We start from the raw sequence: 13,808 nt of genomic DNA, 5'->3' as shown, positions 1-13,808 counted from the left end.
CGTGAAAGATCTAGAGTTGCATGAATGGAAGTGTCTTTCTTGTGGTATGCATCATGATAGAGATGCCAACGCAGGACAAAATTTGAGAAAAGAGGCCTTAAGGCTTCTAACCATAGGGGCTACGGGGATTGCCTACTTATAAAGCCGAAGGATACTTTGGTGTTCGTAGGAATCCCTCACTTCAAACAGTTTGTTAGACTGTTAAGTGGGGGTAGTTCAAGAGTCCAAATTGATTTTGCATAAGCAATGTTCATACCACAGTGTTCCATATTGTTTTGACTTACGCTCCTAAAATGTGCTTGACCAACAAATAATTTACAAGGTGATTTTAAAGCGCTATGAATTCGTTTTTGGATTAATAAGATATGACAGCCATTGTGCTGGAAATTACGATGTAAGAATACGACTCTAATGCTATTTTTCCTTTCAAAATTTAGGAGAAGTAGGAAGTTTTTTGTGGAAGGAAAATGGAAGATTACTGTCGAAGGGAGTAGAAACAGAACAAAGGTGGTGCTCTCATGCGAAAGATGAAGGTAGATACATGTTCTTATTGTGGTTCTACCAATATTGGAGAAGGTGAGTTTGTTGGATATGCACAAATAAGAAAGAAAGAGACAATGTTTACTTCTTCTCCAGTTGATGCTTATATTTGTACGGATTGTGGAAGTGTACTTTTAATGAAAGTACGAAATTATCAAAAATTTAAGCAGAAACCACTATGATAGAAGAAAAGTATCTATATCCAAGTCTTTATAAGAATCGATTGATATTACGTTCGATACATATTATCAAAAGATAAAGAGAGGAGGTTTCTCATGTAGCCACTCTCTTTTCAATTATGAGAGAAGCTGAATTATTTCTTCGGAAATAATTCAGAAAATACAGAAAAATAAAACTTTAGAACATGAAAGTTTGGTATAATACTTAAAAATGAAAACGCTTTAACGGGGGGTTGGGACAAATATGATGATGAATGTACCATTAACAATTAGTTCTATGATAGAAAGGGCAGAAAAGCTGTTTCCAAAAAAAGAAATTGTCTCGCGTACACATGATACGATCACAACTTTAACATACAAGCAATTAGGAGAACGAACGAGAAGACTTTCTAGTGCGTTAAAAAAATTAGGGATCAAAGAAGGGGAACGAGTTGGAACCTTAGCTTGGAATCATCATCGACATGTAGAAGCGTATTTCGCAATTCCGGGCATTGGATCTGTCTTGCATACTATTAATATTCGCTTATCTCCTGGGCATATTTCCTATATTATTAGACATGCAGAAGATCGTATTTTACTCATTGATGAAGATCTTGTACCACTTGTTGAAAAAATTCAAGGTGAATTATCAACTGTACAAGCATACATCATTATGAGTGATAAAAAAGAACTTCCAGAAACTTCATTAGAACCTCTTTATCACTATGAACAACTACTCGCAGAAGGAGATCCTGATTTTTCATTCTTAAAAGATATTGATGAAAACACACCAGCAGGTATGTGTTATACGTCTGCGACAACAGGTAACCCAAAAGGTGTTGTATATACGCATCGTAGTACAGTACTGCATTGTATGGCGCTAGGACTCGCGGATACAGCAGCATTATCTGAAAGTGATGCAGCAATGGCAATTGTTCCAATGTTTCACGTCAATGCTTGGGGGCTGCCTTTTGCGGCAACGTGGTTTGGCGCGAAACAAGTGTTACCTGGTCCAATGTTTACACCGAAAATTTTGCTTGAAATGATACAGAATGAAAAAGTAACTTTGGCTGCTGGTGTACCAACAATTTGGCTTGGTGTTTTGCAGGAATTAGAAAATAATCGTTACGATTTATCAAGTATGAAACGGATTTTATGTGGGGGTGCTGCAGCTCCTAAAAGTGTGATTGCAGCATTTGAGAAAAAGTATAATGTACCATTTGTCCATGCATATGGAATGACTGAAACAAGTCCACTTGTGACACTTGCAAGGTTAAAAAGTTATGAGACAAATTTATCTTACGAAGACCAACTTGAAATTCGATCAAAACAAGGATATCTTGTGCCAGGTGTTGAGATGAAAGTAGTTGGAGTAAACGGAGAAGTGAAGTGGGATGGAACTGAGATGGGGGAATTGTGCTTACGGGCACCGTGGATTGCTGCAAGTTATTATAACGATGAACGCACTGTAGAAGGATTCCGTGATGGTTGGTTATATACAGGGGATGTTGTTACAGTTGATGAGGAAGGCTGTGTTAAAATTGTTGACCGTACAAAAGATGTGATTAAAAGTGGGGGTGAGTGGATTTCATCTGTAGATTTAGAAAATGCTTTAATGGCACATGAGGCGGTATTTGAAGCTGCTGTTGTCGCGGTTCCTCATCCTCAGTGGCAGGAACGTCCTATTGCATGTGTTGTACAAAACCAAAATAGGTCTGTAACGAAAGAAGAATTATATGAATTTTTACAACCACAGTTTGCAAAGTGGTGGTTGCCAGATGATATTGTGTTTATGGAGGAAATTCCTAAAACATCGGTTGGGAAATTTTTAAAACAAACATTACGAAAAGAACTAGAGAATTTGCATAAAAGTAGCGAAAAATAATGTATAAGAAGAGGCGACTCCCATCAGCAGGAGTCGCTTCTTCTTATACATGAATCCTGTTTATAGTGGTTTTAATTGTTAACTAAAATTATAAAATTGTTGACAATAATACAAGAGAAAAGGTAAGATAACTCCAATGATATGTTATCCTATCATAATTTATAGTTTACAAACAGGGGAAATAAATACATGAATACAAAGAATTTAGTTTTTGTCGCTTTATTTAGTGCAATTATGGGTGTGTTAGGACTGATACCACCAATTGCGCTTTCTGTTACACCTGTTCCTATTACATTGCAATCTCTTGGTGTTATGCTTGCAGGAGGATTGCTTGGATCTCGCCTTGGGGCATTAAGTCAAATGGTTTTCTTGTTTGTTGTTGGAGTAGGAGCGCCATTATTAGCTGGTGGTCGCGGTGGTCCAGGTGTATTTGTTAGTCCGAGTGCAGGTTATTTAATTGGATACGTTGTTGGAGCATTCGTGATAGGGTACCTTGTAGAACGCTTACGTCATGTATCTGTTATAAAAGTATTTTTCATTAATATAATTGGTGGAATTCTAGTTGTTTATATATTTGGCGTGACTGTTCAATCATTTATCATGGATATTTCTGTATGGAAAGCGATTAAAGTAAGTGTCGTATTTTTGCCAGGTGATTTCATTAAAGCTGTGATTGCAGCATTTCTTGTACCTAGATTACATCGTTCACTGAAACATATTATTACGCCTGCTGTAAAGAATGCTAAAATCTCAAATGCTAGCTAAAGAACGTAAGAGACTTTATAAAATCTAGGAAACACGTATTAGCGTGTTTCTTTTTGTTATCTGAAAGGAAAGGATGAATAGTAGTGGGGATTGCATCGCCTTATAGGAAACATACTTGTATACATCCGGATAAAATAGCGATCCAGGAAAAAGATAGACGAATAACATATAAAGAATGGCATGAATCTGTTTGCCAAGTTGCAAATTGGCTCAATAAAGAAAAAACTATGAATAAAACGGTTGCGATTTTATTAGAGAATCGTATTGAATTTTTACAAATCTTTGCAGGTGCTGCATTGGCAGGATGGGTTTGTGTGCCACTTGATTTAAAGTGGAAGCAGGATGAACTTGAAACAAGGTTGAAGTTAGCAAATCCAACTATTGTCATTGCGGCTGAGCAATGTAACATGAATGAATTGCCACGAATAAATGGAACTGTACTTTCTATCAATGAATGGAATCCGCTGGTGGGTAATCAGTTAAATACGTATCATTCTTCAGAAAGTGTACAAAATCTCCCTTTCTATATGGGGTTTACATCGGGATCAACTGGCGAGGCAAAGGCATTTCTTCGTGCACAGGATTCTTGGGTTCATAGCTTTGATTGCAATTTGCATGATTTCCATATGAAAAATAATGACATTGTTTTGCTTGCGGGTACATTGGTGCACTCTCTTTTTTTATACGGAGCAATAAGTGCACTATATTTAGGACAAACAGTGTATCTAGTAGAAAAGTTCATTCCAAATCGTGTGTTATCTATATTAAAACAAGAGAAGATTTCAGTGATGTATACCGTTCCAACGATGCTAGAGGCATTATATAAAGAAGAAAGTATTATAGAGCAAGAAATAAAAATAATTTCTTCAGGAGCAAAATGGGAAACTGAAGCAAAACAGAAAGTAAAAGCCGTATTTCCGTATGCAAAAAGATATGAATTTTATGGTGCTTCTGAATTAAGTTTTGTTACAGCACTAACAGATGTAGAAAGTGAAAGAAAAGCCTCTTCAGTTGGAAAGCCATGTCATAATGTGCAAGTTCGGATATGTAATGAAAAGGGTAGAGAATTAAAGCAAGGTGAAATTGGAACAGTTTATGTGAAAAGTAATCAGTTTTTTATGGGATATTTACTGAATGGAAATCTATCTTGTCAAGTTACAAAAGATGGTTGGATGACTGTACATGACATAGGGTATCAAGATGAGGAAGGTTTTATATATATAGTGGGTAGAGAAAAAAACATGATTTTATTTGGAGGTATAAATATTTTTCCAGAGGAGATAGAGAGTGTAGTATCTACTCACCCACATGTTGAAGAAATTGTAATTATTGGTATGAAAGATGAATATTGGGGCGAAAAGCCTGTTGCGATAGTGAAGGGGAAAGCTACAAAGCAAGAGCTGAAAAGTTTTTGCTTACAACGATTATCATCATTTAAAATTCCAAGAGAGTGGTATTTTATTGATGAAATCCCTCATACAAGTAGTGGAAAAATTGCTCGTGAAGTAGTAAAAAGGATCATTGAAGAGCAGGAGAAAGTTTATGAATAGAGCTGTTATTGTAGATGGAAAGAGAACGCCGATTGGTAAGAAAAATGGAATGTTGAAAGGATATGAGGTTCAGCAATTGGCAGCACCTTTACTGGCGCACTTAAGTAAAGGAATAGAGCATGAAATTGATGATGTAATATTGGGAAACGTTGTTGGACCAGGTGGAAATGTTGCGCGGTTATCAGCACTTGAAGCTAGGCTTCCTTATAAAATACCAGGTGTAACAATAGATCGCCAGTGCGGTGCAGGATTAGAAGCAATTCGAATGGCTTGTCACCTTATTCAAGGCAGGGCAGGTAATTGTTATATTGCTGGAGGGGTGGAAAGCACAAGCACATCTTCCTTCCCGAATAGAGCTCGTTTTTCACCTGATTTTATTGGAGACCCAGATATGGGAGTGGCAGCAGAGTATGTAGCAGAACATTATAAAATTACAAGGGACATGCAAGATAAATATGCTCGTTTCAGTTATCAAAGAACATTGCTAGCACTTAAAAAGGGATATTTACAAAAAGAAATCCTTCCGATTTCTTCAAATGTAACGGAGGATGAAACGATAAAGTACGGAATGAATTATGAACGAATGATAAAGAGAACAAGGCCGGCTTTTTTACAAGAAGGAACAGTGACAGCAGGAAATTCTTGTGGTGTGAATGATGGAGCGTGTGCTGTACTCGTAATGGAGGAAAAGAAGGCTCGTGAACTTGGATATAACCCGATTCTTCGGTTTGTTCATAGTACTGTTATTGGTGTGAATCCGCATTTGCCAGGGAGTGGGCCTATATTTGCTGTGCAAAAGTTATTACAAGATCAGAATCTATCAATAGACGATGTTGATTATATTGAAATGAACGAGGCTTTTGCTGCGAAAATTGTAGCGTGTGCACAAGAACTACATATTCCATATGAAAAGCTAAATGTGAACGGTGGAGCAATTGCTCTTGGTCATCCTTACGGTGCATCAGGAGCGATGCTTGTGACTCGTTTATTCCACCAAGTGCAAAGAGAAAAGGCACAATACGTAATTGCAACATTAGGTATTGGTGGAGGAATAGGGCTTGCTCTATTATTTGAGAAAGTAGAATACTAGAAAAAATCTAGTTTTCTACTTTTTTTGGTTTATAAACATTACTTCCAGGTTTTGATTTTATTTCATTCCAAGCAGAGATAGCATCAAGCTATCCTTTATATTTTATTTCAAACAATTTTTTGTGATAAATGAATAAGTTGTGCTAAAAATGCTTCTCCTGTAACAACTGCTTTACCGCCGCCGCGAGCACTTTTTTGATTACCACCGCCTTTTCCTTCAATAGCAGGGAGAGCATTTTTTAAAATTGTATTCATGTTTGCTGTTACTTCTTTTCCGCATGCAAGAACACATTGTAGTTTTTCTCCGCTTTCAGTAACCAGGTATGTAATCGAGTGTTCATTTTGTTCAGTAATAATAGCTGATAATTTCGTGATTTCCTGCATGGAACGATTTCTAAAGACTTTAGAAATGAGTGTGCCAGCATGTATGTTTTGGGATTCTTGCAGTAATTCAGTTGCTTCTACGAATAGTAGTTTTTCGTTCATAGTTTGTAGTGCTTTTTCACTTTCTTTCTGAGAGGTAAGCAGCTGGGTTACTTTATTTGAAATATCATTTTCACTACTGTTTAACTGTTTGGAAACGTCTTTAATAATTTGTTGATAATGTCCCAATAACTTGAGTGCACGCCATCCTGCAACAAATGTTAAACGGATGCCACCTTTATTTCGCTCCCAGCCCATTATATGAATTGGTCCCACTTCACCTGTATATTTTGGATGTGTACCGCCACACCCGTTGTAATCGTAGTTTTCAATCATTACAACACGAATATTTTCTGTAATGGTTGGTTCTTTTCGGAGAGGCAACTGTTTTGCTTCCTCTAAATTCATCCATTTGATATGGATAGGATGGTTTTCGAAGACGATTTGATTTGCGATCTGGAGTGCGCTAGTAGCTGTTTCTACCGAAAGTTCAGGCGTGTCTAAATCAATTGTTATTGTTTCTTTTCCGAGATGAAAACCAATTGTAGGAATGTCAAAATGATCCCAAAAGGCAGCAGATAGGATGTGCTGTGCTGTATGTTGTTGCATATGATCAAAACGACGTTGCCAATTGATTTCACCTATCACTTCTTTTGTATGTAATTCATTTGATATAAAATGACGAATTTCGTCTTCAACTTCCTCAACATTGGTGACGGAAGCATCATTTAATGTTCCTGTGTCATGTGGTTGGCCGCCGCCAGTTGGATAAAAGGCTGACTCTGTTAAAGTAACATATAAATTTCCTGCGTTATCATAGTCCTGTTTTATAATTTGTGCTGTAAATGATTGCTGATAGGCATCGGTGTAGTATAATTTTTTATTCACTTTCGTACTCCTTTCTATTTCACTAGATTTATTGTAAAACAATCTAAATAAGTTTCCTAATATTTCAGAAGAAAAAACCTATTTTTAGAATTTTCTTGCTATAATAGGAAAAAGGAACATACGGGGGTGGATGAAATGCTGTACGAAAATGGCGTAGACAAATTGATTCGTCTCAATACAAATATTTCTGAACTATATCGTGAATTACATGCAATGACCCGGACTTTAACGGAATGTAATCGAGAAAGCGTGATGTTTGATCGGTTATATGTAAAAGAACTATTATGGAAAAAAGAAGATGTGTCCGCTATGTATGATCAGCTTCTCGTTCAGCTTTGTATCAATGAATGCTTTGATTTAAAAAGTGTCATTACTGGTGAATACAAATATACGTATGAGGAAGTAGAAACTGCGGTCCTTGAATTTAATGATAAGTATAATGTAGACATCCTAATCAAGGATGTTTGCAAAGAGTTACAGTTTACATATGGTATTGACATGGAGTTATCTAGAACAGCTAGGGTATAATTATAGGTATTAAAAGAAAAGCAGGATAGGAAAAGTTGGGAGAGAACTTTTCTTACCCTGCTTTTTATATAACGTTTTAATTTAAAAAAAGTACTTTTTTCTCATATTTATTTGCAAATTCGGTTTTGGAAATGTGTATGGAAAGAAACCCATTTTCTAAACAGGCTAGCATTTTCTTATAAATGATATTGGTAGGTAAAGAAATTGTTCGTTGTAAGGATGAATTCTTATGGAATATATGAATTGTTAGGCCTGTCTCCATCTTGTTTATAAGTACATTTTGTTCTGAAGCATTAGGGATATCAGTCTCTAAAATGTACTCTTGCTCTGTTTCACAAAGATCAATGTGGATGTGATTAGGGAAACTAAAGTTGTCGTATGAATCAGAGCAAAATTGATCCATCCATTCTTCAAAACCATCAACACGAAAAAGACAATTTTTCTTTTTCTTGCCCATGTAAGACACCCTCCGTAAAGTCTCAATTCATACTATAATATGCATTAAGAAATTAGAGGTGAAAAGTAAACTGGAAAATATGTCAATGAGTTTATTGAAAGTGGCTAAAGCAAGGAGGACAATGCATATGCATTGTCCTTCTTTTACATATCGTGATGTGCGTGATTTTTTTGTCTTGAATGATTTCGATTTTTTACTTTATGAGATCCACTTAAAGGCTCAGGTTGCCCAGAAGGCTGTCCTTTTTTGGTATTTTGACGAATGGACTTGCTATTGTTTTTTTCCATGTTGTCACCTCCCTCTTATATTTAGAATGAGAGAACTTTGTAAATTTATACGAGAATGTTTTTATGAAAAACGGTAAAGATAAGTGAGACTAACTTTAACAGAAAGGGGAAAGCATATGCCGTATCATAAAGATAAACAGCAAGCTTTTCAAGCCGCGCAACAAGGAGTCGTACAAGCGGAAAATTTATACAATAATATCGTGAGAAATGATCCGAATTATGGTCAGGATTTAAAACATTTACGACAAGAAGTACAAGAGGCATATGAACAAATCCAAAATGCATTAGAAGTAGCATCTGAAACACAACGTCCACAACTTGAACAGTTTGAAAGTAATTTACAAAATATTATGCGAGATGTGGATCAGTTAGATGATTGAACAGGTTGTTGTATGATTTCAACAACCTGTTCAATTCTGGAGTCAATATGTTGAAAAGAAAAATTTCTGTAATAATAATCATTTGTTTAATTTGTGTAGTACATATATTTCAAGTGGACAAAGTAGAAGCAAAAATGTTAATGAGAAAAGAATTAGAGCCTACAGGTTATGTGACATGGGAAGTACCAAATAACGAGAAAATAATTGCAATTACGTTTGATGATGGCCCGGATCCTATATACACACCGCAAGTATTAAAGTTATTACACCAATATAAAGCTGAGGCAACTTTTTTTATGATTGGTTTTCGAATTCAGCGGAATCCGTATTTAATTAAGCAGGTGCTGAAGGAAGGTCATGAAATTGGAAACCATACGATGAATCATTTATATGCTAGAAGCGCATCTGATGAAAAATTAAAAGATGATATTTTAGCGGGGAAAAAATATTTGCAAAAATGGGTAAAAGAGCCGATGCTTTTCCGTCCACCAGGCGGATATATTAATGATGCGGTATTTGCAACAGCAAAAGAAGCCGGGTATCAAATTGTGTTATGGTCATGGCATCAGGATCCGAGAGATTGGGCAAATCCGGGTACTGAGTCTATTGTGAAACATGTCGTAACAAATGCGAAGAGTGGAGATATAGTATTATTGCATGATGGTGGGAGTGACCGCGGTCAAACTGTAGCTGCATTGGCAAAAATTTTGCCGGCTCTTCAAAAGGAAGGGTATCGATTTGTGAAAGTTTCGGAGTTGTTACGTTACAAACATTAAAAACAGTAAAAACCCCAAAAGGTACTCCTTTTGGGGTTTTTACTACTGATTCTTTTTACGTTTTTTATTATTTTGACGCTGAGCTGGTGTTAATGGCTCATTGGCGAATTCCTCATTATAGCCAGCCCCTTGTCCTTGTGCTGATGCAGCATTCATTCCTTGAATTACATGGTTAGCTTTACGTTTACCCATTTCGTTTCACCCCTATAATATTTTCTTTATAAAAACAAATAATGGTACATGTATGAACAGTAAAGTAATGCTCAAAGAGAAAGCTTTACTTTATGGTAATAGTATTCATAAGGAGAGCGAGGACTATTCAAATTTCCAGAGATAAAGAAAACTTATGATAAACTATAAGTTTCTTATTATTTACTTATTTAGAAAGTTGTAATAAGATATTATCGTAAGGTATTGAAAAGTTTGTCTACATTTTATATTCAGACAACTCAGTCACGTTTAACAGGGGGGAAACATAATGGTCAAACATAATCCATTTCAATCTCGTGAAACATTTGAAGTAGATGGAAAAACGTATCATTATTATCAATTAAAAGCGCTTGAAAATGCAGGGGTTGGCAACGTATCGCAATTACCATATTCAATTAAAGTTTTGCTTGAATCTGTACTTCGTCAAGTTGATGGACGTGTTATTACAGAAGAGCATGTTACAAATTTAGCGAAATGGGGAACAAAAGATGTTCAAGATATCGATGTTCCATTTAAACCATCTCGTGTAATTTTACAAGACTTCACAGGTGTTCCAGCTGTCGTTGATTTGGCTTCACTTCGAAAAGCGATGGCAGATATGGGCGGAGATCCTGATAAAATTAATCCAGAAATTACTGTAGACCTTGTAATCGATCACTCTGTACAGGTTGATAGAGCGGGTACAGCTGACGCGCTTGAATTCAACATGGACTTAGAGTTTAAACGTAATGAAGAACGTTATAAATTTTTAAGCTGGGCACAAAAATCATTTGATAATTATCGTGCAGTTCCACCAGCAACAGGTATTGTACACCAAGTAAACCTTGAGTATTTAGCACCAGTTGTTCATGCTGTGAAGAATGCTGAAGGCGAATTAGTTGCATACCCGGATTCATTAGTTGGAACAGACTCTCATACTACAATGATTAATGGTATCGGCGTTCTTGGATGGGGCGTTGGTGGTATTGAAGCAGAAGCAGGGATGCTTGGACAACCTTCATACTTCCCAGTACCAGAAGTTATCGGTGTGAAGTTAACTGGTACACTTCCAAGCGGTACAACAGCAACAGACGTTGCATTAAAAGTAACGCAAGTGTTACGTAAAAAGGGTGTAGTTGGTAAATTTGTTGAGTTCTTCGGTGACGGACTAAAGAGCATGCCTTTAGCTGACCGTGCGACAATTTCAAACATGGCACCAGAATATGGTGCAACTTGCGGATTCTTCCCAATTGACGAGATTTCATTAGATTACTTACGTTTAACAGGAAGAGATGAAGAACAAATACGCGTTGTTGAAGAATATTGTAAAGCAAACGGTTTATTCTATACAGCAGACAGCAAAGATCCAATTTATACAGACCTTGTTGAAATTGATTTAAATACAATTGAATCTAATCTTTCAGGACCAAAACGTCCACAAGATTTAATCCCTCTTTCAAATATGAAAGATGAGTTCCATAAAGCAGTTGTGGCACCAGTTGGAACGCAAGGACTTGGATTCAATGAACAAGAATTCGATAAAGAAGTGAAAGTTGCATTAAAAGATCAAGAAGTAACGATGAAAACAGGTGCAATTGCAATCGCTGCGATTACAAGCTGTACAAACACATCTAACCCATATGTATTAATTGGTGCAGGTTTAGTTGCGAAAAAAGCAATTGAAAAAGGTCTTAAAGTACCTGGTTATGTAAAAACATCATTAGCTCCAGGATCTAAAGTTGTTACAGAGTACTTAGATAAATCAGGTTTAACAACATATCTAGATCAATTAGGATTCCAAACAGTTGGTTACGGCTGCACAACTTGTATTGGTAACTCTGGTCCATTAGCACTAGAATTAGAAGAAGCAATTGCAGCAAACGACTTATTAGTAACATCAGTTTTATCTGGTAACCGTAACTTTGAAGGTCGTATTCATCCGCTTGTAAAAGCGAACTACTTAGCATCACCACCACTTGTTGTGGCATATGCGCTTGCTGGTACAGTTGATATCGACTTGAAAAATGATGCAATTGGTAAAGATGTAAACGGTAATCCTATTTACTTTAACGATATTTGGCCATCAGCGAAAGAAATTGAAGAAGTGGTTCAAAGCGTCGTAACATCTGAACTGTTCAAAAAAGAATATGCGCAAGTATTTAACAGCAATGAACGCTGGAATGAAATCCAAACTTCAAATGAAGCATTATATACTTGGGACAATGACTCAACATACATTCAAAACCCACCGTTCTTTGAAGGTTTATCAAAAGAACCAGGTGAAGTAGAAACACTTTCAGGTTTACGTGTAGTTGGTAAATTTGGAGACTCTGTAACAACAGACCATATTTCACCAGCAGGTTCAATTGGTAAACATACACCAGCAGGTCGCTATTTATTAGAAAATGGCGTACAGCCAGTTGACTTCAACTCTTATGGTTCTCGTCGTGGTAACCATGAAGTTATGATGCGCGGTACATTTGCAAACATTCGCATTAAAAACCAAATCGCACCAGGAACAGAAGGTGGATATACAACTTACTGGCCAACTGGTGAAGTAACATCTATCTATGATGCTGCAATGAAATACAAAGAAGACGGTACTGGACTTCTTGTAGTTGCTGGCAAAGATTACGGTATGGGAAGCTCTCGTGACTGGGCTGCGAAAGGTACTAACCTTTTAGGTATTAAAGCAGTTATCGCAGAAAGCTTTGAGCGTATTCACCGTAGTAACCTTGTACTAATGGGTGTATTGCCATTACAATTTAAAGATGGCGAAAGTGCAGAAACACTAGGTCTTGTTGGTAACGAGTCATTTGAAATTCAAATCGACAAAACAGTTAAACCACGTGACCTTGTAAAAGTAGTTGCAATTGACCCAGAAGGAAATGAAAAACAATTTGAAGTAGTAGCACGTTTCGATAGTGAAGTTGAAATCGACTACTATCGTCACGGTGGTATTCTGCAAATGGTTCTTCGTGAGAAAATTGAAGAGTCTAGAGTGTCAAACTAATAAAGTTATTGTAGTAAAAGAGAAAAGTAAATATTTTTAATCAAAATTAGGAAGCTGACTGAGGTTAGCTTCCTAATTTTATGTGAAAATGAAAGAAAAGGGATGAAGCAAGGAGAATTAGAGACATTGGTTATTTCAGACATTCCTAATTGGGTAAGGTTGTACGAGTTTGTATTAGTGGAATACATTCATGATATATCATAATTTATTTCGCTTTATTGAGTTGATAGTCGTATGTAGAAGAATCTACCGTATTAAATTCTTTTATTGATGTCATTTTAGTTGTTTCAGGATTATAATTAAATATTTTAAGGGTATGTCTATCACCACTTGCAGGATCATTCTTCTTATAAGCAAATGCATTTTCTGCAATTTGAATCATATTACTAGTTAGTGTATCAACTGGAGAAGAATCGTGGTTTGTAGAAACTTCAACAACCTTTCCTCTGTCAAAAAATATAAGGATTATAATTAAGATGACAAAACATATGCGCATATAGCGTAGTTCTTTACTAATTAGATGCTCTCCCGTAGCATTCATCTTGCCTATCATTATTAAGAACTAGAGATTGAAGTAATTGAGTAAAAGCTAATAATGCCAAGCGTGGTGAATAAAATAAACGATACCAAAGCTGTATAAATGCAAACACGGCCGGCTTTTCTTCTTGCAGGATCTTTACTAAATAGGGAGATAATCCACGCGATAATACCAATAGGATAGAATATAAAACTAAAAACATAGAGAATAGCTTTTTCAAATGAGTGCATAAGAACCCTCCTTTTTTTAATGAAGTCATTTTTAGAAAAAAATACAAGCATCTTCTTTATTGTGGTTTTTAATTTTCTGAATATTTCTATAACATAAGAGGGAACGGAATAG

16 protein-coding genes are annotated in these 13,808 nt (G+C 36.2%); 10 read left to right on the top strand and 6 right to left on the bottom strand.

The window, feature by feature from the left end; all coding sequences use genetic code 11:
* From CN288_RS29795 to CN288_RS22580, 6 genes are all read left to right on the top strand, one after another.
* The coding region (locus CN288_RS29795; RefSeq protein ID WP_141527998.1) for an RNA-guided endonuclease InsQ/TnpB family protein at positions 1 to 142 on the top strand (142 nt) is incomplete at its 5' end.
* 376 nt (positions 143 to 518) lie between these two features.
* Positions 519 to 722, top strand: a complete 204-nt coding sequence (locus CN288_RS22600; RefSeq protein WP_026591652.1) for a hypothetical protein — start codon at positions 519 to 521, stop codon at positions 720 to 722.
* A 241-nt stretch (positions 723 to 963) separates the two neighbouring features.
* The gene (locus CN288_RS22595) at positions 964 to 2,583 is read left to right on the top strand and encodes a long-chain fatty acid--CoA ligase (RefSeq protein ID WP_098303141.1); all 1,620 of its coding nucleotides are present in this window, start codon (positions 964 to 966) and stop codon (positions 2,581 to 2,583) included.
* A gap of 189 nt (positions 2,584 to 2,772) precedes the next feature.
* Positions 2,773 to 3,348: a biotin transporter BioY gene (locus CN288_RS22590; protein WP_090691729.1), complete on the top strand. Its 576-nt coding sequence runs from the start codon at positions 2,773 to 2,775 to the stop codon at positions 3,346 to 3,348.
* Between the two features lie 83 nt (positions 3,349 to 3,431).
* Positions 3,432 to 4,898 carry an acyl-CoA synthetase gene (locus tag CN288_RS22585; protein WP_098303140.1) on the top strand — a complete coding sequence of 489 codons (1,467 nt, stop codon included), beginning with the start codon at positions 3,432 to 3,434 and terminating at the stop codon, positions 4,896 to 4,898.
* Entirely contained in the window at positions 4,891 to 5,988 is a 1,098-nt protein-coding gene (locus tag CN288_RS22580) for an acetyl-CoA C-acyltransferase (RefSeq protein ID WP_098303139.1), read from the top strand. Before CN288_RS22585 ends, CN288_RS22580 begins: the two co-directional genes overlap by 8 nt.
* 107 nt (positions 5,989 to 6,095) lie before the next feature.
* On the opposite strand, the gene CN288_RS22575 is transcribed toward CN288_RS22580, so the two are convergent.
* Complete coding sequence (locus CN288_RS22575) at positions 6,096 to 7,298, bottom strand: serine-tRNA(Ala) deacylase AlaX (RefSeq protein WP_026591647.1); 1,203 nt, start codon at positions 7,296 to 7,298, stop codon at positions 6,096 to 6,098.
* A gap of 135 nt (positions 7,299 to 7,433) precedes the next feature.
* Here CN288_RS22575 and CN288_RS22570 point away from each other — a divergent pair, with 135 nt between their 5' ends.
* Positions 7,434 to 7,826, top strand: coding sequence for a hypothetical protein (locus tag CN288_RS22570; RefSeq protein ID WP_026591646.1), 393 nt, complete (start codon positions 7,434 to 7,436; stop codon positions 7,824 to 7,826).
* 76 nt (positions 7,827 to 7,902) lie between these two features.
* On the opposite strand, the gene CN288_RS22565 is transcribed toward CN288_RS22570, so the two are convergent.
* Positions 7,903 to 8,283 (bottom strand): Hsp20 family protein, encoded by a 381-nt coding sequence (locus CN288_RS22565; RefSeq protein WP_026591645.1) that lies wholly within the window; start codon positions 8,281 to 8,283, stop codon positions 7,903 to 7,905.
* A gap of 143 nt (positions 8,284 to 8,426) precedes the next feature.
* Positions 8,427 to 8,570 (bottom strand): small acid-soluble spore protein P, encoded by a 144-nt coding sequence (locus tag CN288_RS22560; protein WP_000414451.1) that lies wholly within the window; start codon positions 8,568 to 8,570, stop codon positions 8,427 to 8,429.
* Positions 8,571 to 8,686: 116 nt separating this feature from the next.
* Between CN288_RS22560 and CN288_RS22555 the strand changes: the two genes are divergently transcribed.
* Complete coding sequence (locus CN288_RS22555; protein ID WP_026591644.1) at positions 8,687 to 8,950, top strand: hypothetical protein; 264 nt, start codon at positions 8,687 to 8,689, stop codon at positions 8,948 to 8,950.
* 47 nt (positions 8,951 to 8,997) lie between these two features.
* Positions 8,998 to 9,726, top strand: coding sequence for a polysaccharide deacetylase family protein (locus CN288_RS22550; protein WP_026591643.1), 729 nt, complete (start codon positions 8,998 to 9,000; stop codon positions 9,724 to 9,726).
* Between the two features lie 42 nt (positions 9,727 to 9,768).
* Here the strand turns inward: CN288_RS22550 and sspO are convergent, their stop codons facing one another.
* On the bottom strand, positions 9,769 to 9,918 hold the full coding sequence (gene sspO, locus CN288_RS22545; RefSeq protein WP_026591642.1) for a small acid-soluble spore protein O: 150 nt from the start codon (positions 9,916 to 9,918) through the stop codon (positions 9,769 to 9,771).
* 286 nt (positions 9,919 to 10,204) lie between these two features.
* Between sspO and acnA the strand changes: the two genes are divergently transcribed.
* Entirely contained in the window at positions 10,205 to 12,928 is a 2,724-nt protein-coding gene (gene acnA / locus CN288_RS22540) for an aconitate hydratase AcnA (protein ID WP_098303138.1), read from the top strand.
* A 205-nt stretch (positions 12,929 to 13,133) separates the two neighbouring features.
* Here acnA and CN288_RS22535 read toward each other — a convergent pair whose 3' ends face one another.
* Complete coding sequence (locus CN288_RS22535; RefSeq protein ID WP_098303137.1) at positions 13,134 to 13,469, bottom strand: hypothetical protein; 336 nt, start codon at positions 13,467 to 13,469, stop codon at positions 13,134 to 13,136.
* A gap of 14 nt (positions 13,470 to 13,483) precedes the next feature.
* Complete coding sequence (locus CN288_RS22530; protein WP_098303136.1) at positions 13,484 to 13,696, bottom strand: hypothetical protein; 213 nt, start codon at positions 13,694 to 13,696, stop codon at positions 13,484 to 13,486.
* Positions 13,697 to 13,808: the final 112 nt, after the last annotated feature.

Origin of the sequence: Bacillus sp. AFS023182 (assembly GCF_002560575.1) — a bacterium.
GTDB classification, from domain to species: domain Bacteria; phylum Bacillota; class Bacilli; order Bacillales; family Bacillaceae_G; genus Bacillus_A; species Bacillus_A arachidis.
The sequence above is the reverse complement of the archived record's forward strand: the minus strand, read 5'-3'. Positions and strand labels throughout refer to the sequence as shown.

Bases quoted from the DNA above. Each gene is read 5' to 3' on its own strand.
- CN288_RS22600 (WP_026591652.1), top strand. From the start codon at position 519: ATGCGAAAGATGAAGGTAGATACATGTTCTTATTGTGGTTCTACCAAT.
- CN288_RS22595 (WP_098303141.1), top strand. From the start codon at position 964: ATGATGATGAATGTACCATTAACAATTAGTTCTATGATAGAAAGGGCA.
- CN288_RS22590 (WP_090691729.1), top strand. From the start codon at position 2,773: ATGAATACAAAGAATTTAGTTTTTGTCGCTTTATTTAGTGCAATTATG.
- CN288_RS22580 (WP_098303139.1), top strand. From the start codon at position 4,891: ATGAATAGAGCTGTTATTGTAGATGGAAAGAGAACGCCGATTGGTAAG.
- CN288_RS22570 (WP_026591646.1), top strand. From the start codon at position 7,434: ATGCTGTACGAAAATGGCGTAGACAAATTGATTCGTCTCAATACAAAT.
- CN288_RS22565 (WP_026591645.1), bottom strand. From the start codon at position 8,283: ATGGGCAAGAAAAAGAAAAATTGTCTTTTTCGTGTTGATGGTTTTGAA.
- CN288_RS22560 (WP_000414451.1), bottom strand. From the start codon at position 8,570: ATGGAAAAAAACAATAGCAAGTCCATTCGTCAAAATACCAAAAAAGGA.
- CN288_RS22555 (WP_026591644.1), top strand. From the start codon at position 8,687: ATGCCGTATCATAAAGATAAACAGCAAGCTTTTCAAGCCGCGCAACAA.
- CN288_RS22550 (WP_026591643.1), top strand. From the start codon at position 8,998: ATGTTGAAAAGAAAAATTTCTGTAATAATAATCATTTGTTTAATTTGT.
- sspO (WP_026591642.1), bottom strand. From the start codon at position 9,918: ATGGGTAAACGTAAAGCTAACCATGTAATTCAAGGAATGAATGCTGCA.
- acnA (WP_098303138.1), top strand. From the start codon at position 10,205: ATGGTCAAACATAATCCATTTCAATCTCGTGAAACATTTGAAGTAGAT.
- CN288_RS22535 (WP_098303137.1), bottom strand. From the start codon at position 13,469: ATGAATGCTACGGGAGAGCATCTAATTAGTAAAGAACTACGCTATATG.
- CN288_RS22530 (WP_098303136.1), bottom strand. From the start codon at position 13,696: ATGCACTCATTTGAAAAAGCTATTCTCTATGTTTTTAGTTTTATATTC.